Annotated in this window: 18 protein-coding genes; 10 read left to right on the top strand and 8 right to left on the bottom strand. The window is 54.0% G+C overall.

Annotated elements, in window-relative coordinates:
- The first annotated feature begins 34 nt into the window (after positions 1 to 34).
- The 5 genes from topA to acnA all read left to right on the top strand — a co-directional run bounded on the left by topA (position 35) and on the right by acnA (position 7675).
- Positions 35 to 2632, top strand: a complete 2598-nt coding sequence (topA, locus tag HVX72_RS09870; protein ID WP_181823096.1) for a type I DNA topoisomerase — start codon at positions 35 to 37, stop codon at positions 2630 to 2632.
- Between the two features lie 300 nt (positions 2633 to 2932).
- Positions 2933 to 3907, top strand: coding sequence for an HTH-type transcriptional regulator CysB (cysB, locus tag HVX72_RS09875; RefSeq protein ID WP_181823097.1), 975 nt, complete (start codon positions 2933 to 2935; stop codon positions 3905 to 3907).
- Positions 3908 to 4231: 324 nt separating this feature from the next.
- Positions 4232 to 4372 (top strand): YmiA family putative membrane protein, encoded by a 141-nt coding sequence (locus tag HVX72_RS09880; RefSeq protein WP_217997760.1) that lies wholly within the window; start codon positions 4232 to 4234, stop codon positions 4370 to 4372.
- A gap of 306 nt (positions 4373 to 4678) precedes the next feature.
- Positions 4679 to 4774, top strand: coding sequence for a small membrane protein YmiC (gene ymiC / locus HVX72_RS09885; RefSeq protein ID WP_131729056.1), 96 nt, complete (start codon positions 4679 to 4681; stop codon positions 4772 to 4774).
- Positions 4775 to 4999: 225 nt separating this feature from the next.
- Positions 5000 to 7675 (top strand): aconitate hydratase AcnA, encoded by a 2676-nt coding sequence (acnA, locus tag HVX72_RS09890; RefSeq protein WP_181823098.1) that lies wholly within the window; start codon positions 5000 to 5002, stop codon positions 7673 to 7675.
- 85 nt (positions 7676 to 7760) lie between these two features.
- Here the strand turns inward: acnA and ribA are convergent, their stop codons facing one another.
- The gene (gene ribA / locus HVX72_RS09895; protein ID WP_060571293.1) at positions 7761 to 8351 is read right to left on the bottom strand and encodes a GTP cyclohydrolase II; all 591 of its coding nucleotides are present in this window, start codon (positions 8349 to 8351) and stop codon (positions 7761 to 7763) included.
- Between the two features lie 196 nt (positions 8352 to 8547).
- Here ribA and pgpB point away from each other — a divergent pair, with 196 nt between their 5' ends.
- The 5 genes from pgpB (at position 8548) to yciH (ending at position 12185) form a co-directional block, all read left to right on the top strand.
- Positions 8548 to 9312 carry a phosphatidylglycerophosphatase B gene (pgpB, locus tag HVX72_RS09900; protein ID WP_181823099.1) on the top strand — a complete coding sequence of 255 codons (765 nt, stop codon included), beginning with the start codon at positions 8548 to 8550 and terminating at the stop codon, positions 9310 to 9312.
- Between the two features lie 150 nt (positions 9313 to 9462).
- Positions 9463 to 9771: a LapA family protein gene (locus tag HVX72_RS09905; protein ID WP_042283431.1), complete on the top strand. Its 309-nt coding sequence runs from the start codon at positions 9463 to 9465 to the stop codon at positions 9769 to 9771.
- A 6-nt stretch (positions 9772 to 9777) separates the two neighbouring features.
- A complete protein-coding gene (lapB, locus tag HVX72_RS09910; RefSeq protein ID WP_042283429.1) occupies positions 9778 to 10947 on the top strand; it encodes a lipopolysaccharide assembly protein LapB in 1170 nt (389 codons plus the stop codon).
- Between the two features lie 173 nt (positions 10948 to 11120).
- Positions 11121 to 11858, top strand: a complete 738-nt coding sequence (gene pyrF, locus HVX72_RS09915; protein ID WP_181823100.1) for an orotidine-5'-phosphate decarboxylase — start codon at positions 11121 to 11123, stop codon at positions 11856 to 11858.
- Positions 11859 to 12185 carry a stress response translation initiation inhibitor YciH gene (gene yciH, locus HVX72_RS09920; protein ID WP_181823101.1) on the top strand — a complete coding sequence of 109 codons (327 nt, stop codon included), beginning with the start codon at positions 11859 to 11861 and terminating at the stop codon, positions 12183 to 12185.
- Between the two features lie 120 nt (positions 12186 to 12305).
- On the opposite strand, the gene osmB is transcribed toward yciH, so the two are convergent.
- The 7 genes from osmB to fabI form a co-directional block, all read right to left on the bottom strand.
- Entirely contained in the window at positions 12306 to 12524 is a 219-nt protein-coding gene (osmB, locus tag HVX72_RS09925) for an osmotically-inducible lipoprotein OsmB (RefSeq protein WP_042283417.1), read from the bottom strand.
- Between the two features lie 259 nt (positions 12525 to 12783).
- Positions 12784 to 13530, bottom strand: a complete 747-nt coding sequence (locus HVX72_RS09930) for a DNA-binding transcriptional regulator YciT (protein ID WP_060571289.1) — start codon at positions 13528 to 13530, stop codon at positions 12784 to 12786.
- A gap of 95 nt (positions 13531 to 13625) precedes the next feature.
- A complete protein-coding gene (locus HVX72_RS09935; RefSeq protein WP_181823102.1) occupies positions 13626 to 13808 on the bottom strand; it encodes a hypothetical protein in 183 nt (60 codons plus the stop codon).
- A gap of 144 nt (positions 13809 to 13952) precedes the next feature.
- On the bottom strand, positions 13953 to 15944 hold the full coding sequence (gene pdeR, locus HVX72_RS09940) for a cyclic di-GMP phosphodiesterase (RefSeq protein WP_181823103.1): 1992 nt from the start codon (positions 15942 to 15944) through the stop codon (positions 13953 to 13955).
- 257 nt (positions 15945 to 16201) lie between these two features.
- Entirely contained in the window at positions 16202 to 18136 is a 1935-nt protein-coding gene (locus tag HVX72_RS09945; RefSeq protein WP_181823104.1) for an exoribonuclease II, read from the bottom strand.
- Positions 18137 to 18225: 89 nt separating this feature from the next.
- Positions 18226 to 19377, bottom strand: a complete 1152-nt coding sequence (locus HVX72_RS09950; RefSeq protein ID WP_181823105.1) for a carboxymuconolactone decarboxylase family protein — start codon at positions 19375 to 19377, stop codon at positions 18226 to 18228.
- A 197-nt stretch (positions 19378 to 19574) separates the two neighbouring features.
- Positions 19575 to 20363: an enoyl-ACP reductase FabI gene (fabI, locus tag HVX72_RS09955; protein WP_181823106.1), complete on the bottom strand. Its 789-nt coding sequence runs from the start codon at positions 20361 to 20363 to the stop codon at positions 19575 to 19577.
- Between the last annotated feature and the right edge of the window lie 123 nt (positions 20364 to 20486).

Here is a 20486-nt window from a genome sequence, read left to right on the forward strand (position 1 = left end):
ATTCCTGGAAGAATCAAATTAGGTAAAGGTGAATATGGGTAAAGCTCTTGTCATCGTTGAGTCCCCGGCAAAAGCCAAAACGATCAACAAGTATCTGGGTAGTGACTACGTGGTTAAGTCCAGCGTGGGTCATATCCGTGATTTGCCGACCAGTGGCTCAGCAGCTAAAAAGAGCGCCGACTCTACCTCCACCAAAACGGCTAAGAAGCCTAAAAAGGATGAACGTGGCGCGCTCGTCAATCGCATGGGCGTTGACCCGTGGCACAACTGGGACGCGCATTACGAAGTGCTGCCTGGTAAAGAGAAGGTCGTCTCTGAATTAAAACAACTGGCTGAAAAAGCCGACCACATCTATCTCGCAACCGACCTTGACCGCGAAGGGGAAGCCATTGCCTGGCACCTGCGGGAAGTTATCGGTGGCGACGACGCGCGCTACAGTCGCGTGGTGTTTAACGAAATTACCAAAAATGCGATCCGTCAGGCGTTTGAGAAGCCCGGCGAACTGAATATCGATCGTGTTAACGCCCAGCAGGCGCGTCGCTTTATGGACCGCGTGGTGGGGTATATGGTGTCCCCGCTGTTGTGGAAAAAGATCGCCCGCGGCCTTTCTGCCGGTCGCGTACAGTCTGTCGCAGTGCGTCTGGTTGTCGAGCGTGAACGCGAAATCAAAGCGTTTGTTCCGGAAGAGTTCTGGGAGATCGACGCCAATACCAACACGCCATCCGGCGATGCGCTACCGTTACAGGTGACTCACCAGAGCGACAAACCATTCCGCCCGGTTAACCGTGAGCAGACGCATGCCGCGGTTAGCCTGCTGGAAAAAGCGCGTTATACCGTTCTCGAACGTGAAGACAAACCGACCAGCAGTAAACCCGGCGCGCCGTTTATCACCTCCACCCTGCAACAGGCGGCAAGTACCCGTCTGGGCTTTGGGGTGAAGAAAACCATGATGATGGCCCAGCGCCTGTATGAAGCCGGTTACATCACCTACATGCGTACTGACTCTACCAACCTGAGCCAGGACGCAGTGAACATGGTTCGCGGTTATATCAGCGACAACTTTGGCAACAAATATCTGCCTGAGAAACCGAATCAGTACGCCAGTAAAGAAAACTCACAGGAAGCGCATGAAGCGATTCGTCCTTCCGATGTGTCGGTTCTGGCCGACACGCTGAAGGATATGGAATCTGACGCGCAGAAGCTGTATCAGCTGATCTGGCGTCAGTTTGTCGCCTGTCAAATGACGCCAGCCCAGTATGATTCCACCACGCTGACCGTCGGCGCCGGTGACTTCCGCCTGAAAGCGCGTGGACGTATCCTGCGCTTCGACGGCTGGACAAAAGTGATGCCGGCGCTGCGTAAAGGTGATGAAGACCGTACGTTGCCAGCGGTGAACAAAGGTGACGAATTGTCTCTGGTTGAACTGGTTCCGGCTCAGCATTTTACTAAGCCACCGGCCCGCTTTAGCGAAGCCTCGTTGGTTAAAGAGCTGGAAAAACGCGGTATTGGTCGTCCTTCTACGTATGCGTCGATCATTTCAACCATTCAGGATCGCGGCTATGTGCGCGTTGAAAACCGCCGTTTCTACGCGGAAAAAATGGGTGAAATCGTTACCGATCGTCTGGAAGAAAACTTCCGCGAACTGATGAACTACGACTTTACCGCGCAAATGGAAGACAGCCTGGATCAGGTGGCTAACCATGAAGCGGAATGGAAAGCGGTGCTGGACCACTTCTTCAGTGATTTTACTCAGCAGTTAGACAAAGCGGAGAAAGATCCGGAAGAAGGGGGTATGCGTCCGAACCAGATGGTGTTGACCAGCATCGACTGCCCGACCTGTGGCCGCAAAATGGGGATCCGTACGGCCAGTACTGGCGTTTTCCTCGGCTGCTCCGGTTACGCGCTGTCACCGAAAGAGCGCTGCAAAACGACCATTAACCTGGTGCCGGAAAACGAAGTGCTGAACGTGCTGGAAGGCGATGACGCGGAAACGAATGCGTTACGCGCCAAACGTCGCTGTAAGAAGTGCGGCACGGCGATGGACAGCTACTTGATCGATCCGAAGCGTAAGCTGCACGTCTGCGGTAATAACCCGACCTGCGACGGCTATGAGATTGAAGAGGGCGAGTTCCGCATCAAAGGCTATGACGGCCCGATCGTCGAGTGTGAGAAATGTGGTTCCGAAATGCACCTGAAGATGGGGCGTTTTGGTAAGTACATGGCCTGCACCAACGATGAGTGTAAGAATACGCGTAAAATTCTGCGTAATGGTGAAGTGGCGCCGCCGAAAGAAGATCCGGTTCCGCTGCCTGAACTACCGTGTGAAAAGTCGGATGCGTATTTTGTGTTGCGTGACGGCGCGGCCGGGGTTTTCCTTGCTGCCAATACGTTCCCGAAATCCCGCGAAACGCGCGCGCCGCTGGTGGAAGAGTTGTATCGTTTCCGCGATCGCCTGCCGGAAAAACTGCGCTATCTGGCCGACGCGCCGCAGCAGGATCCGGAAGGCAACAAAACGCTGGTACGCTTTAGCCGCAAAACCAGGCAGCAGTATGTTGCGGCGGAAAAAGACGGGAAGGCGACCGGCTGGTCTGCGTTCTTCGTTGACGGTAAATGGGTTGAAGGGAAGAAGTAATTCCCTGTTAATTGCCCGGTAGCGCTGATGTTTACCGGGCCTGCAAGCGGGTCACGTTCCACAGGTCTGTTACGCAGCTGCGCAACGGATAAACCTCCGGGACAGCCATCTATAACAGGGTCGTGTTTGCGACCCTGTTTTTTTATTCCTTTCTTATTAATTTTTCTTCCTGTCTATACACCAATGCTATAAATGATATAGTGGTTATAGTTAACGGCTTTTTTATTATTAAATCGTATTAGCAGTGCGTGTCGCTGCGTAAAGACGATGACCTGATGGCGCTAATCTGGATGGTTTAACATGAAATTACAGCAGCTTCGCTACATTGTTGAGGTGGTTAATCACAACCTGAACGTCTCTTCAACTGCGGAAGGACTTTATACTTCACAACCGGGTATCAGTAAGCAGGTGCGGATGCTGGAAGACGAGCTGGGCATCCAGATTTTTGCCCGTAGCGGCAAGCATCTGACCCAGGTGACGCCAGCGGGGCAGGAAATTATCCGCATCGCACGTGAAGTGCTCTCGAAGGTTGACGCCATCAAGTCGGTTGCCGGTGAACATACCTGGCCGGATAAAGGCTCGCTCTATATCGCCACCACCCATACCCAGGCACGCTACGCGCTACCCGGGGTGATAAAAGGGTTTATCGAGCGTTATCCACGCGTATCGCTGCATATGCATCAGGGATCGCCGACTCAGATTGCGGAAGCCGTCTCTAAAGGTAACGCCGATTTCGCCATCGCTACCGAAGCCCTCCATCTGTATGACGATCTGGTGATGCTGCCTTGCTACCACTGGAACCGTTCTATTGTGGTGACGCCTGAACACCCGCTGGCGAATAAAGCTTCGGTCTCGATTGAAGAGCTGGCGCAGTATCCGCTTGTCACCTATACCTTCGGCTTTACCGGACGCTCCGAGCTGGATACCGCATTTAACCGGGCAGGGCTGACGCCGCGGATCGTCTTTACTGCCACCGATGCCGACGTCATTAAAACCTACGTTCGTCTGGGGCTGGGCGTTGGGGTGATTGCCAGCATGGCGGTGGATCCGATTTCCGACCCGGATCTCGTGCGCGTCGATGCGCATGATGTCTTTAGCCACAGCACGACAAAGATCGGTTTCCGTCGCAGCACCTTCCTGCGCAGCTACATGTATGATTTCATTCAACGCTTTGCGCCGCACCTGACGCGTGACGTCGTTGATACCGCGGTGGCATTACGTTCTAATGAAGAGATTGAAGCCATGTTTAAAGATATAAAGCTGCCGGAGAAGTAATCAAACGGGATATTGGTTTCGGGATTTTTTATCAGCAAGAAACAGCGAAAGTTTTAATTAAATCACATTTTTCTTTTATTCTTAATTTCGGGAATTATTAACCCTGGTATTGCCAGGGTTAATGCCTCATAAAGTAGTGTCTTATTACCCGCCCCGCAAACTTCGTATTTCAATTATTTATTTTTGATCAAAAGATTGATTTATTCACGGCAAACGATTCGTAAATTCACTGGATTTTTGACTAAAGTTTGATTAGGATTTGTCTCATCTGATGATTAATTGTACCGATTGTTTGGTGCCAGAATGATAAGTGATGTCGATTGTATGAGGTTAGCAATGCCGTCTGAAAACCAGGAACCACGTCGGGACCCTGAACTGAAACGCAAAGCGTGGCTTGCGGTTTTTCTGGGCTCAGCGCTGTTCTGGCTGGTCGTCGGCCTGCTGATCTGGAACGCCTGGGGGTAAAGATGAGGGTTCGCGGACAGCAACACACGTCGCTACCGACATGTCAGCCTTGTGACAATACCCGGAAAAGCAAAAGCGTGCGTGTGAAGACAAGCCCTGAAAACTGGAAACTCACGCAACAGCAGCAGGCATTTATTGATTCCTTTGCTGAAGACGATAAACGAAAACAATAATCGACACCATTCTTAATTAGCGCGCAATTTTAAGCACGCTATTAACAGGCGCAATGCCTTTTCTTTTACACCACAGCAATAAGACGTTGAGAATGACTCAACATAACGTGTCAGATAAAAGTTGGTGTAGCCTATGCTTACTTCAAACATGAAATACTGGTCCTGGATGGGCGCATTTTCCGTATCGCTGCTCTTCTGGGCTGAACTGATCTGGATCGTTGCCCGTTAACGATAACGCCAGAGACGCTAAACGCTATCTGGCATCCCTGTTCGATCATGGCCATAAACCTCGCTGCGGCGAGGTTTTTGTTTTCTGCAGCGTCGCCTCTCTGCAAGGTTTCTCCTCTTTTATCCATTTGGGTTGTTATCAAAACGTTACAGCTTGTTTGTGTTATCTTTAATATTCACCCTGAGGAGATTCAGGGCATCGCAACCCCGTCATAAAGGAGGAGCTATGTCGTCAACCCTACGAGAAGCCAGTAAGGACACGTTGCAGGCCAAAGACAAAACCTACCATTATTACAGTCTGCCGCTGGCTGCAAAATCACTGGGCGATATCACCCGTCTGCCCAAGTCGCTCAAAGTTTTGCTGGAAAACCTGCTGCGCTGGCAGGATGGTGATTCTGTTACCGAAGAAGATATCCAGGCGCTGGCAGGTTGGCTGAAAAATGCCCATGCTGACCGCGAAATTGCTTATCGTCCGGCGCGCGTGCTGATGCAGGATTTCACCGGCGTGCCCGCCGTCGTGGATCTCGCGGCAATGCGCGAAGCGGTTAAACGCCTTGGCGGCGATACCGCGAAAGTGAATCCGCTGTCACCTGTCGATCTGGTGATTGACCACTCCGTCACCGTTGACCATTTCGGCGACGATGACGCATTTGAAGAAAACGTGCGCCTTGAAATGGAGCGTAACCATGAACGCTATATGTTCCTCAAGTGGGGGCAACAGGCGTTTAGCCGCTTCAGCGTGGTGCCGCCGGGAACGGGGATCTGCCATCAGGTGAACCTGGAGTATCTCGGCAAAGCGGTCTGGAGCGAGCTGCAAAACGGTGAATGGGTCGCTTACCCGGATACGCTGGTCGGTACGGATTCCCACACCACCATGATCAACGGTCTCGGCGTGCTCGGTTGGGGCGTCGGCGGTATCGAAGCCGAAGCCGCGATGCTCGGACAACCGGTGTCGATGCTGATCCCGGATGTCGTGGGCTTTAAGCTCACCGGCAAACTGCGTGAAGGGATCACGGCGACCGACCTGGTGTTAACCGTCACGCAGATGCTGCGTAAACACGGTGTGGTCGGTAAATTTGTCGAATTCTATGGCGACGGTCTGGATTCCCTGCCGCTGGCGGACCGCGCCACCATCGCCAACATGTCGCCAGAATATGGCGCCACCTGCGGCTTCTTCCCGATTGATGCCGTCACGCTTGACTACATGCGTCTGAGCGGTCGGACGGAAGATCAGGTTGAGCTGGTAGAGAAATACGCCAGGGCGCAGGGCATGTGGCGTAATCCTGGCGACGAGCCGGTATTCACTAGCACGCTGGCGCTGGATATGAACGACGTGGAAGCCAGCCTTGCCGGGCCGAAACGGCCTCAGGATCGTGTCGCTCTCGGCGATGTCCCAAAAGCGTTTGCCGCCAGCAGCGAGCTGGAACTGAACACTGCGCAAAAAGACCGCAAGCCAGTCGAATATGTGCTGAACGGTCAGCAATATCAGTTACCGGACGGCGCGGTAGTTATTTCAGCGATCACTTCCTGTACTAACACCTCCAACCCGAGCGTGCTGATGGCCGCTGGCCTGTTGGCGAAAAAAGCGGTTACGCTGGGGTTGAAACGCCAGCCGTGGGTAAAAGCGTCGCTGGCGCCCGGGTCGAAAGTGGTGTCGGATTATCTGGCGAAGGCGAAACTGACGCCGTATCTGGACGAACTGGGTTTTAATCTGGTGGGGTACGGCTGTACGACCTGCATTGGTAACTCGGGGCCGCTGCCGGAGCCTATCGAAACGGCCATCAAGCAAGGCGATTTAACCGTAGGCGCTGTGCTTTCCGGCAACCGTAACTTTGAGGGGCGTATCCATCCGCTGGTGAAGACCAACTGGCTGGCCTCGCCGCCGCTGGTGGTGGCTTACGCATTGGCGGGCAATATGAATATCAATCTTGCTACCGATCCGCTGGGCCACGATCGCAAAGGCGATCCGGTGTATCTGAAAGATATCTGGCCGTCGGCGCAGGAAATCGCTCGTGCGGTGGAACTGGTGTCCTCGGAAATGTTCCGTAAAGAGTATGCGGAAGTGTTTGAAGGAACGGAAGAGTGGAAGGGGATCCCTGTCGAACGCTCTGACACCTACGGCTGGCAGGATGACTCTACCTATATCCGGCTCTCGCCCTTCTTTGACGAGATGCTGGCGGAACCGGCGCCGGTCACCGACATTCACGGCGCACGGATTCTGGCCATGCTCGGCGATTCCGTGACCACTGACCATATTTCCCCGGCGGGGAGCATTAAAGCGGACAGCCCGGCAGGTCGTTATCTGCAAAACCATGGGGTTGAGCGGAAAGACTTCAACTCCTACGGATCGCGACGCGGAAACCATGAAGTGATGATGCGCGGCACGTTTGCCAATATTCGTATCCGCAATGAAATGGTGCCCGGGGTGGAAGGCGGAATGACGCGGCATCTGCTTGGAACGGATGTGATGTCTATCTATGATGCGGCGATGCTGTATCAAAAAGAGAACACGCCGTTGGCGGTGATTGCGGGTAAAGAGTATGGTTCCGGATCCAGCCGTGACTGGGCGGCGAAGGGGCCGCGTTTGCTGGGGATCCGCGTGGTGATCGCTGAGTCCTTCGAGCGAATTCACCGTTCTAACCTGATCGGGATGGGGATTCTGCCGCTGGAATTCCCGCAGGGCGTCACGCGTAAAACCCTGGGACTGACTGGGGAAGAGGCGATCGACATCGCTGATCTGCAGAACCTGAAACCGGGCGCTACGGTGCCAGTGACGCTCACGCGTCCGGACGGTAAACAAGAAGTCATACCGTGTCGCTGCCGTATCGATACCGCCACCGAGTTAACCTACTACCAGAACGACGGCATCTTGCATTATGTTATTCGTAACATGCTGATGTAAAAACTAAAAAGCCTGCATGTGACGTGCAGGCTTTTTCAATGTGCGTCACCCGCGGCTACCCGCAAGGCAGTGACAACGCATCGGGTTATTTATCCAGCAAATGCCCCATCTTGGCAGCTTTGGTGTCCAGATAATGGGCATTATTCGGGTTACGCCCCACGATCAGCGGTACGCGTTCCACAATATTGATTCCCGCTTCGGTGAGGATTTCCACTTTCTTCGGGTTATTGGTGAGCAGACGAACCTCATCGACGCCAAGCAGCTTGAACATATCCGCACAAAGGGTGAAATCACGTTCGTCGGCGGCAAAGCCCAGCTGGTGGTTGGCTTCTACGGTGTCATAGCCCTGATCCTGCAGCGCATAGGCGCGAATTTTATTCAGCAAACCAATATTACGTCCTTCCTGACGGTGATAAAGGAGGATCCCACGGCCTTCTTCCGCAATATGCGCCAACGCCGCTTCCAGCTGGAAACCACAGTCGCAGCGCAGACTGAACAGAGCATCGCCTGTCAGGCATTCTGAATGGACACGCGCCAGAACCGGCGTCTGGCCTGAAATATCACCATACACTAACGCTACGTGATCGTGTCCGGTTGCCAGTTCTTCAAAACCCACCATCAGGAAATCGCCCCATGGGGTTGGCAGTTTGGCTTCTGCCACTCGTTTAAGCTGCATGTGTTTCTCCAGATAATGCTGGCACGTAATGGCGTGCCGTTGCCTGTTGGCTTATGCGTTTATTTTGCCATAAGGCGACGGCGTTCACCTAATCGCTGCCGTGTAATCGGGCGGGGAATGGCACAAATCTGTCAATTTTCCCGTACTGAGCTTTTTTCAGTTATGATTATGAAACTTATCGTTAAAAGAGGTGTTCATGCTGTCGATTGCAAAACGTACTGCAACTGGTGCGGGATTATTGCTGGTTATGCCCATCGCCGTATGGATTTCTGGATGGCGCTGGCAGCCGGATCACAGTGGCGGGTGGTTGAAAACGCTGTACTGGATAACCGAAACGGTAACTCAACCCTGGGGAATCATCACGCACGTTATTCTCTGCGCCTGGTTTCTGTGGTGCCTGCGTTTTCGTCTTAAGGCAGCGGTGATGCTCTTTGCTATTCTCGCAGCGGCGATCCTGGTGGGGCAGGGTGTTAAGTCGTGGGTTAAAGAGAAAGCCCAGGAGCCGCGTCCTTTCGTTATCTGGCTGGAAAAAACGCACAATATACCGGTCGATGAGTTCTACACTTTAAAACGTAAGGATCGTGGGAATCTGGTGAAGGAGCAGCTCGCGACGCAGGAGAATATTCCGCTGTTTTTGCGTCAGCACTGGCAAAAAGAGACCGGCTTCGCATTTCCTTCCGGACATACCATGTTTGCCGCAAGCTGGGCGCTGCTGGCTGTGGGCCTGTTGTGGCCGCGCAGACGTACCGTCACGATTGCGATACTGCTGGTCTGGGCAACCGGGGTAATGGGGAGCCGCCTGCTGTTGGGGATGCACTGGCCGCGTGATTTGGTGGTTGCAACGCTGATTTCATGGGCGCTGGTAACCGTCGCGACCTGGCTTGCGCAGCGGATTTGCGGCCCGCTTACGCCGCCGCCGGAAGAAGAGCAGGAGATTGCGCAACGTGAGCAGGAAAGCTGATCGCGGTTGAATTTCCGTCATTAGCCCTCAAATCCCTGTATGGCCTGACGCTTTTCCATTTCGCACACGCCGTGAAAATGGTAATTTAAAAGGCTAAATGCGAAACGTTGAACACGATTTATTCGCTTAAACCACATAACGGGAAGTAATGTGAAATATTTACTCATTTTCTTACTGGTGTTGGCGATTTTTGTTATCTCGGTAACATTAGGCGCGCAGAATGATCAGCAGGTGACGTTTAATTACCTGCTGGCGCAGGGGGAGTACCGTATCTCTACCTTGCTGGCTGTGTTGTTCGCCGCTGGTTTCGCTATCGGTTGGTTGGTCTGCGGCCTTTTCTGGCTGCGGGTTCGTGTTTCCTTAGCGCGCGCTGAACGTAAAATTAAACGCCTGGAAAACCAGCTTACGCCTGCCACTGACGTGGTGGTCGCGCCGGGTACACCGGTCGTGAAGGAATAATCGTTTATGCTGGAGTTGTTGTTTCTGCTGTTGCCTGTCGCGGCCGTCTATGGCTGGTACATGGGCCGCAGAAGTGCGCAACAAACAAAACAGGAGGAGGCTAACCGTCTGTCTCGCGATTATGTCGCGGGGGTTAACTTCCTTCTGAGCAACCAACAGGATAAAGCGGTGGATCTGTTCCTCGATATGTTGAAAGAGGATACCGGCACCGTTGAAGCGCATCTCACCCTCGGAAACCTGTTCCGCTCCCGTGGCGAAGTCGACCGCGCTATTCGTATCCACCAGACGCTCATGGAAAGCGCCTCGCTGACCTATGAACAGCGCTTGCTGGCCGTTCAGCAGTTGGGCCGCGACTACATGGCCGCCGGGTTGTACGACCGGGCGGAGGATATGTTCAATCAGTTGACCGACGAAACGGATTTTCGTGTCAGCGCGCTGCAACAACTCCTGCAGATTTATCAGGCCACCAGCGACTGGCAGAAGGCAATCGACGTTGCAGAGCGTCTGGTGAAGCTGGGCAAGGATAAACAGCGGATCGAAATTGCCCATTTCTATTGTGAACTGGCGTTGCAGCAAATGGGCAGCGACGACATGGATCGGGCGATGGCGCTGTTGAAAAAGGGCGCCGCTGCGGACAAAAACAGCGCCAGGGTGTCTATCATGATGGGGCGCATCTGGATGGCGAAGGGCGACTACGCCAGGGCGGTGGAGTCACTCCAGCGGGTCATTGCGCAGGATAAAGAACTGGTCAGCGAAACGCTGGAAATGCTGCAGACATGCTACCAGCAACTGGGCAAAAATGACGAATGGGCGGAATTTTTGCGTCGCGCAGTTGAAGAAAACACCGGCGCTGCTGCCGAGCTGATGCTTGCCGATATTCTTGAAGCCCGGGAAGGTCACGATACCGCGCAGGTCTATATTACCCGTCAACTGCAGCGCCATCCGACAATGCGCGTTTTCCATAAGCTTATGGACTACCATCTTAATGAGGCGGAAGAGGGGCGCGCAAAAGAGAGCCTGATGGTGCTGCGCGACATGGTGGGCGAGCAGGTGCGCAGTAAGCCGCGCTACCGCTGTTCGAAGTGTGGGTTTACCGCGTATACGCTGTACTGGCACTGCCCGTCCTGTCGCGCCTGGTCAACGATCAAGCCAATACGCGGCCTTGACGGTCTGTAATTATTAAAAAAAATCGACTTTAGTTACAACATACTTTTCTGCTTTTACTTGCCACTCCTCCGGCATCGCTGCGCTGAGGCGTTACAGAGGAGTAAAGGCGTCTGTTAATTTCGCCTTTCGGCAGGTAGAATGCACGCCGTTTACCCATTTTCCCCCTCGCAAAAGGTCTGGTTATGACGGTTACTGCATCATCTACATCCCGCGCTGTTACTGATTCTCCCGTGGTTGTCGCTCTCGATTATAATAACCGTGACAAAGCCCTGGCATTTGTTGACCGTATCGATCCGCGCGACTGTCGCCTGAAGGTCGGTAAAGAAATGTTCACGCTGTTTGGCCCTCAGTTGGTTCGCGACCTTCAGCAGCGTGGCTTCGATATCTTCCTCGACCTGAAATTTCATGATATCCCGAACACCACCGCTCATGCGGTTGCCGCTGCGGCAGATCTGGGCGTGTGGATGGTAAACGTCCATGCGTCGGGCGGTGCGAGAATGATGACCGCCGCTCGCGAGGCGCTGTTGCCGTTGGGCAAAGATGCGCCATTGCTCATCGCCGTGACTGTGCTGACCAGTATGGAAGCCAGCGATCTGGCCGATATTGGCGTGACGCTGTCGCCCGCCGAGCACGCGGAGCGTCTGGCGGCGTTGACCCAGAAATGCGGTCTGGATGGCGTGGTGTGTTCCGCGCAGGAAGCGGTGCGCTTCAAACAGGCGTTTGGCGGCGCGTTTAAACTGGTCACGCCGGGGATTCGGCCGCAGGGTAGCGACGCAGGCGATCAGCGCCGCATTATGACGCCAGAACAGGCTTTAGCCGCAGGGGTGGATTTTATGGTTATCGGTCGTCCTGTTACTCAGTCCGCCGATCCGGCGCAGGCACTAAAGGCGATCAATGCATCACTGAAGGCGGGGGAGTAAATGAACGATTCGAACAGCCGGCTGGTCTATTCAACAGACAGTGGGCGGATTGCTGAGCCGAAAACCGCACCCGTACGTCCAAAAGGCGATGGCATTGTTCGTATCCAGCGCCAGACCAGTGGCCGGAAGGGCAAAGGGGTTTGTCTGATTACCGGCATTGATCTGGATGATGCATCTCTGAACAAACTGGCCGCTGAGCTAAAGAAAAAGTGTGGCTGTGGCGGGGCGGTTAAAGAGGGCGTTATAGAAATTCAGGGCGACAAACGTGATTTAATTAAAACGCTGCTGGAAGCCAAAGGCATGAAGGTCAAACTGGCAGGCGGATAATGAAAAAGCCACGACAGAAATATCGTGGCTTTATAATTAATCGTTTACTAATGTGTAGCTCAGACCAGAAAAGATAATCGTATTATTATATCGAGCCGGTCAACCGTAGATATTTTACGATTATTTACCTACCTGATGGCCGATAACACCACCGACTGCGGCGCCGCCCAGCGTGCCCAGCGTGCTGCCATCAGTTAACACTGCGCCGCCTAATGCGCCGGCACCCGCACCGATAGCGGTGTTACGGTCGCGTTTGGACCAGTTAGAGCAGGCGCTCAGAGACATTGCCAGAGTAATTGCCAGAACCGCGGCGGTCATTTTTTTGCTCGTTACTAACATAATACTTTCTCCTGAATTAACGATTCACGAAAGTTAGTTCTTTTTAACTATAGTTTACATATCCAGTTTTCGAAGAACATTCGTGAAACTTTATTGCGCAGGGTAATATCACGCAGGTGATAGTCACTTCCTGTTATATCGCTAATAATAATTTTACCTCGTCTGCCCGCAGGCAACAGGTAAATAGTCTTAATTCAGGTGTCGGAATTGTCTCAAGCGCAAATGATTTGCAGCGACAAATCATTTGCCCACCGATGCGCTAAGCCTCAACAATATTTACACGCAACCCTTTTTGTTCCATCAGCAGGCGATCGTCCTCGCTGATGCCGGAATCAGTGATGACCCGACTAAAGCGCTCAACGGGTCCCAGAGTATAGGGATGGACCACACCGAATTTCGAACTGTCGGTCAGAACAATGGCTTCCGAGCCTTTTTCCAGTACAGCATTGACTACATCCGCACGCATCATATCGCGTCCGGTAAACCCGATATCTGCCAGCCAGCCATCGATGCCGATAAACGCTTTACTGAAATGGACCTGCTGGATGAACTGGCGGGTCAGAGGGCCGACCATGCTTTCGCTTTTTTTCTGGTAAATGCCGCCAAGCAAAATGACCTCGCAAGGCGTCGCCTTTAACAGGTGAGCGATATAACTGCTTACCGTAATGATGGTGACATTTTTTTGCTCGGCCAGCGTTCTTGCTAACAGGGCATTACTGCTGCCGTTTTCAATAAACACCGTTTCGCCGGGATTTACCAGTGAAGCGGCAAACTCGGCAAGCTGACGCTTAAGGGTGAAGTTGGTCATCATTCTTGTTTCGACGTCTTCACTGTCCAGTGAAACCGCGAAGCCGTGGGCACGACGCAAATAGCTTTGCTTTTCCAGGGTATTGAGATCCTGGCGAATGGTCACTTCAGAAACACCGGTGATTTTTGCCAGTTCGGAAACGCTCATCTGGCCTTTATCGATCACCATCTGCAAAATCGATTGTTGTCGGGAATTCATAGTATTCGTTTTAATTGAGGTATGTATACCGGGGTTTAAAAACAGGCGGCGATGGCTCGCTCAGGTCGCCACTGCTTTCACAACGCGCGTAAAGGTCAGATCTCCCACGGCGCTTTGGGTTTGCCTGGTGATAACCCGGTTTCATCCTGCGCCAGGCTAAGTAATTCCGCTTTAAGTATTTCAAGATTGTGGATGGCGGAGTGGTAGTCGCCGGCGACCAGGATATCCAGCACGGTATCAATACGTTCGGCAACCCGTTTGGCGTCGATATCTGACATGGGGGATCCTTCGTGAGTAAGAGTATGGATTCAATGATGCAAAAAATGGCGACAAAAGAGAAGGGAAAATTACGCCGCTGCAGGATAACCGATATCAAGATATATTCTGCCATAACAGGCAGATACGGCGTGATTTCCTGCCGGTCAGCGCTGTGTTTTGTTGCGCCAGCGTTTGTACCAGCGTTCAAATGCCGCGGCGGGCATCGGCTTTGCAAATAAAAATCCTTGTCTTTCATTGATACCGTTTTTAGTCAGGAACGCGTCCTCTTTGGCGCTTTCCACCCCTTCGGCGATGACCTGAAGGTTGAGCGCCTGCGCCACGGCGACGATGGCGCGTACCATGGACTGGGAAGCGGTTTTTTTATGAATATCTCTGACGAACATGTGATCCAGCTTGATAGCGTCAATCGGAAAACGCGTCAGTTGTGAAAGCGACGAGTAGCCGGTACCGAAATCATCAAGATGTACCTGAGCGCCCAGCTGGCTAAACTGCTCAATGACCGACAGGGCCAGCGTCTCGTTTTCAATCAGGCAGCTTTCCGTTAACTCAACGTCGATCGGGCAGTATTCGAAATTCAGCTCGTGTAAAACCTGTCTGAGGTCGGTGAAAATCGTCTGGTCAGCAAGCTGACGCGCCGAAATATTAACCGCCACGCGCAGGTGAATGCCTTTATCGCGCCATTTTGCCACCTGGCGCACCACGTCGAGCAGTACCCACCGTCCAAGCGGTACAATCAGTCCCGACTCCTCGGCATAGGAGATAAATTCTCCTGGCGAAATCAAACCGCGCTCCGGCGACTGCCAGCGCACCAGCGCTTCAAGGCTGCGTACTTCACCGCGCCAGGTAATCTTTGGCTGATAATGGATCAGTAGATGATCGTTTTCGAGCGCTTTGCGCAGATGCGTATCGAGCCAGAGGTATTCAAAGACCCGCTCATTCATTTCCGGTGAGAAGACGCAGAACTGACCGCGGCCCCCTTCTTTAGCCGTGTACATGGCGGTGTCGGCATTGCGGATCAGACTGTCGCTGTCCTCGCCATGCAAGGGCGCCATCGCGATGCCCACGGAGCAGCCGGTAAAGACCTCGATCAGACCGATGCGAAAGGGCTGGCGAAGGCGGGTCAGAATACGCGACGCGACGGCCTCAAGCGCCCCCTGAGAGGTGTGGGTGGCAAGCAGAATGAATTCGTCGCCGCCCAGCCGCGCCAGCAACTGGTTTTCTTCCATACAGCTCAGCAGAGCCAGGGAGACCGCCTGTAATAGCTGGTCGCCGAACATATGCCCATAAGCGTCGTTCACCTTTTTAAAATTATCCAGATCAAAATACACGATCCCGACCTGACCTGCGTGCGCATCCCCGATAGCGTCGTTGATCAGCTCATGGATGGCGTTGCGGTTAGGCAGTCCGGTGATAGTGTCAGTATTCGCCAGTACCCGCAGACGCTCCTGGGCGCGCCGCTCTTCGGTAATGTCGGTACCTGAACAAATGAGAAATATTTCATTCTTCCCGCTACCGCTATGGACGAACTTATTGCGAAATAAAAACAGACGCTGACCCTGGCGGGTTTTTACCCACCGTTCGACCTCATAAGAATTTCCGTTACGAAAAAAACCGCTGATATTGCGTCGCGAAGCAGCGGCTTCACGGCGGCTCATAAACAACCTGAAGACGCTCTGACCAATGACATCCTGCTCTTTAAGTCCGGTATATTCTTCGCACAGGCGGTTGAAGCGCTGAATATTGCCGCGGCTGTCAAGGATCACGATGACCGAATTCGCTTCTGAAACCACCTGTTCGGCGAAGGACAGCCCCTTAGCCAGATCGCGCGCGACGGAGGGCGTGTCATGCCAGGCTGAGGCACTGCCTGCCCACTCGTGCTTATTGATTTTCCGACCCACCAGATGTACCTGCACCTCGCTGCTCTCGAGGGGTAACGTAATCAGCAGGCTGGACGTGATAACGGTCATTTCGCGAATTCGTGCGGCCTGCCCGGGGGCGAGCGCAAGCGCCTCATCATGTTCTGCGGCTTCGGTAAGTGATAAATGCAGAACGTCGGCATCATCTGACAAGCGCCAGTAAGGACAGTGTGTGCCCAGAAAACGATACAACGTCGCGGATTCCCGACTCTCTTTCATGTTGCGCACCATCCCGTTTGACCGCCCGAACTTCGCAATGGAAAGGTTAACCGCGATAAATACAGGGTTTACCGTCTCTGCAGATCTTGTTTTATCTATCTCTTCATTTGTAATTCAGAACCGGGAAAAAGCACAGGCGGGGCGGAAAATATATCCCGAAAGCGTTGATCGCGTGGCACAGGAAAGGTGTTAAGAGGGGAAGGCGAAAACCAGCACACGGCCTTTCTTATTCAGAAAGGCCGTGTGAAAACTCAGGGTCAGGCGGCCGGACGGGCGATGATGCTGCGCGTTTCCATCCGCACTTCGGCGATGGTCACATCGATCACGTCCGTGACTTTATACACGGTCTCGCCTTTAATCTGTACGGTGCCGTTTTCCTGGCTGCAAACCATTTCGTCGCGGACGGCATGGAGGAACGGCGCCGGAATAAAGGCAACCGCGCCGTTATCCACCAGACGAACGCGCATACCGCCACGGCTGACATCAATGATTTCAGCCGCAAAACGGATGTCCGTGCCGGCTTTGTCGTTCAGGAAACGGGCGTACAACCAGTCGCCAACGTCGCGTTCCGCCATACGGTTCAGGCGACGGCGTTCCGCCATCTGCACGGTGGTGTCGTCGTGCGGACGGGCAATGGTTTCACCTTTAATGACCGCTTTCAGCAGGCGATGGTTGATCATATCGCCATACTTACGAATCGGCGAGGTCCAGGTCGCATACGCTTCAAGACCCAGACCAAAGTGCGGACCCGGCTCAATACTGATTTCGGCGAAGGACTGGAAGCGACGAATGCGGCTGTCGAGGAAGCCGGACGGCTGTGCATCCAGTTCGCGACGCAATTTGCAGAAACCTTCAAGGGTCAACACTTCTTGCGGATCGACATGGACGTCATGATTTTTCAGCAGCGCCGACAGCGCTTCCGTATTCGCCGGATCAAAACCGGTATGCACGTTGTAAATGCCAAAGCCCAGTTTGTCACGCAGAACACGGGCGGCGCATATATTGGCGGCGATCATCGCTTCTTCAACGATACGGTTGGCGATGCGGCGCGGCTCTGCCACGATATCCAGCACTTCACCTTTTTCACCCAGGATAAAGCGATAATCAGGACGGTCCTTGAAGACCAGCGCGTGGTGATGGCGCCACTCGCCGCGACGCAGGCAAATTTGCTGCAGCAGACGAATTTGATGCGCGATATCGTCGCTTTCTGGCTGCCAGCTACCGGTGTTTTCCAGCCAGTCAGAGACGCTGTCATAGGCCAGTTTGGCTTTTGACTCGATGGTCGCCGCGAAGAAAACCATATCGTCTTCAAGGGCGCCATCCGCCGCAATGGTCATACGGCAGGCCAGCACCGGACGGACTTCGCGCGGACGCAACGAGCAGAGATCGTCAGAGAGTTCACGCGGTAACATCGGGATGTTGAACCCCGGAAGATAGTTGGTGAACGCGCGTATTTTCGCAGCGTTATCCAGTTTGCTACCTTCAGCGATCCACGCGGTTGGGTCGGCAATCGCAACGGTCAGCTGTAATTTACCGTCAGCCAGTTCTTCGGCATACAGCGCGTCATCCATATCTTCGGTGCTGGCGCTGTCTATAGTGACGAAATTCAGGGCGGTCAGATCCTGACGCGTTAAGCCTTCGTCGAGCATTTCAGTGGCCACGCCGTCCGGGGCTTCTTTTTCCAGATTGTGGCGCGCCAGCGTTACCCACCACGGCACAAAGTGGTCATCTGCGTAGGTGATGTACTGGGTTAACTCGGCATAGAAGGTGCGATCGCCTTTTAACGGATGGCGGCGCATCTCGGCGACCGCCCAGTCACCTTCTTTAAAGTCATGCTCTACGCCACGCGCGGCGCGACAGGGGATAGCATCTTTCAGCAGCGGGTGATCCGGAACAATAGACAGGCGATCGTTTTTGCCCTGAACTTTTCCGACAAAGCGGGTCAGGAAGGGTTCAACCAGTTCTTCCGGCTCAGCGGACTCGCGATCTTTTTCGCTGTGGATCACCGCGACAATCCGGTCGCCATGCATCACTTTTTTCATCTGCGGCGGCGGGATGAAGTAACTTTTTTGCGCATCGACTTCCAGGAAGCCAAAGCCTTTTTCCGTGGCTTTTACCACCCCTTCAGCGCGCGGCGTCTGGGAATGCAGTTGCTGTTTAAGCTGCGCTAGCAGCGGGTTGTCCTGAAACATATTTGTCTATTTTCGTGGCCAAAAGAGCGGCTGACAGTTTTACGCGAAACTACCTGGTGCGGCAAGCGCTCTTTATCTCTTTGCCGAGGTTAATGTGTCTCACCCAACGCGATTTTCAGGCGATTCAGCCATCCGCATAAACCGCACCACCCCAACAGGTTGATAGCCTCAATGACGGACGCGCCGCGCTCGACGAGCGGGGTGAAATGTGCGGCGCTAAAGCGGTCTGGCGCGCGCGTCAGTAATTGTAGCGCCTGAGACAAGGGTCGCTCAATCGGATGTTGTCGCTCCCAGCGTTCAATCTCATGTTCGCTCTGGCGCAGCATGGTGAGAGTCTCTGGCGAGATGCGCGGCGGCAACGCCTGCTCATTGAAGCAGCTTGCGCTACCGTTTATCCTCGCGGCCAGCAGCGCCGCGAAGTTATGCTCTGCGGTATCCGCACGGAGCGTACTGTGCAGCAATTTGCCGAGCAGTGTCAGCAGTACCGGCTGGTGCGCCAGAGCAGGGGCGAGCATCTGTAGCGCGGGCTGTGGTCGATCATGCGACGGATATTCATCTTGCTCCGCGCTGGCGTAGCGCAGTTTCACCAGATCCGGGTTTGCGACCCACACGCTCTCTTCCCGCTGAAACAGGTCTTCAGCGGCAAAGGCCTGAGTATTGAGGTCGGGTATCCAGCGCACAGCCTGACCGGACCAGGCCTGAAAAATCGCCACCATGCGCGCCTGGAAACCGACAAAGCCAATGATCTGATTAAACAGAGCCACATCCCAGGCGGACAGACCGACGTCGGCTAAATGCTGGCGGGCACGCTGGTCGATCACCGAAGGTGAGCAGGCGAGTTGACGCGCATACTGCGTGATCTGCGCCAGCCGATGATTGCTTTCACGCGACGAATCCGGACCCGGCAGCGGCGTCAGGCGCGCGGCGTAATGATTACATAGGCGCTGTACGCCACACGCCTGCGCCACGGTTAAGGCGGTGCTCATGCGTTCATAAGCGCTAAAGGTATGCAGGCGGGTAAGTGGAACGTGATCGGGAAACAGTTCGTTCGCCAACTGGCGGGCGGGTTGCAGCCAGGAGTGAAAAGAATGCAGCATCTCGTCGGGAATCGTCAAATCCAGCAAAAAGCGGTCTTCTACGTGAGCCGCTTCCGGCACCAGTGGCAAAACGTCCTGCGGCCAGGTGCTGGACTGGGTCTCATGATACCACTGGTTTTTGCCGTTGAATTGGCGTTGTTCCATGGGCGTTCCTTGGTCTGTATGTGGCGACCCGGACTCGTCGTGGCTACCTCACGCCGGATCGTTTTTGCTGCTTTATCCTGGCGTAAGCGGGGGAAGGGGAAAAAGATTGTTACGTGATAACAAAGATCAAAAAGGTATATTGCCGGGCAGAACGTGTTCATGGGCGGCAGAACGCCGCCCACAGGAAGGCTGAAAGCTTATTTCAGTTCCAGTTCGTTCATCGCGGCGATGCTGAAACCGCCGTCAACGTGAACGACTTCACCGGAGATACCACCGGACAGGTCGGAGCACAGGAATGCGGCGGAGTTACCGACATCTTCAATGGTGACGGTACGACGAATCGGGGTAACCGCTTCGCAATGCGCCAGCATTTTACGGAAGTCTTTAATGCCGGAAGCCGCCAGTGTACGGATCGGACCCGCAGAGATGGCGTTTACGCGCACGCCTTCCGGACCCATTGCATTCGCCATGTAACGCACGTTGGCTTCCAGAGAGGCTTTCGCCAGGCCCATCACGTTGTAGTTCGGGATCGCGCGCTCTGCGCCAAGGTAGGAAAGGGTCAGCAGGGCAGAACCCGGATTCAGCATAGCGCGGCACGCTTTCGCCATCGCCACGAAGCTGTAGGAGCTGATGTCATGGGCGATTTTAAAGCCTTCACGGGTTACCGCATTGACATAGTCGCCGTCCAACTGGTCGCCCGGAGCGAAACCGATGGAATGAACAAAACCGTCAAATTTCGGCCATGCTTTACTCAGTTCAGCGAACATGGCATTGATGCTTTCATCTTCCGCCACATCGCACTGCAGGACGATGTTCGAACCCAGTTGTGCGGCAAATTCTTCCACGCGGCCTTTCAGTTTGTCGTTCTGGTAGGTGAACGCCAGCTCAGCGCCTTCGCGATGCATCGCCTGAGCGATACCGTAGGCGATGGACAATTTGCTGGCAAGACCGGTGACCAGAATACGCTTACCGGAAAGAAAACCCATAGCTTAAATCCTTATGTTATTGTTGTGGCGCCCAGCCGCGTAAAGGGACGGGGCGTCGTTAAAACGCGGCGATTCTAACACGAGACGCCGGGAGAGTTAATCCGACCACTGCATGAAGCCGTT

This window comes from Citrobacter sp. RHB21-C05 (genome assembly GCF_013889015.1).
Classification (GTDB): Bacteria; Pseudomonadota; Gammaproteobacteria; order Enterobacterales; family Enterobacteriaceae; genus Citrobacter_A; species Citrobacter_A sedlakii.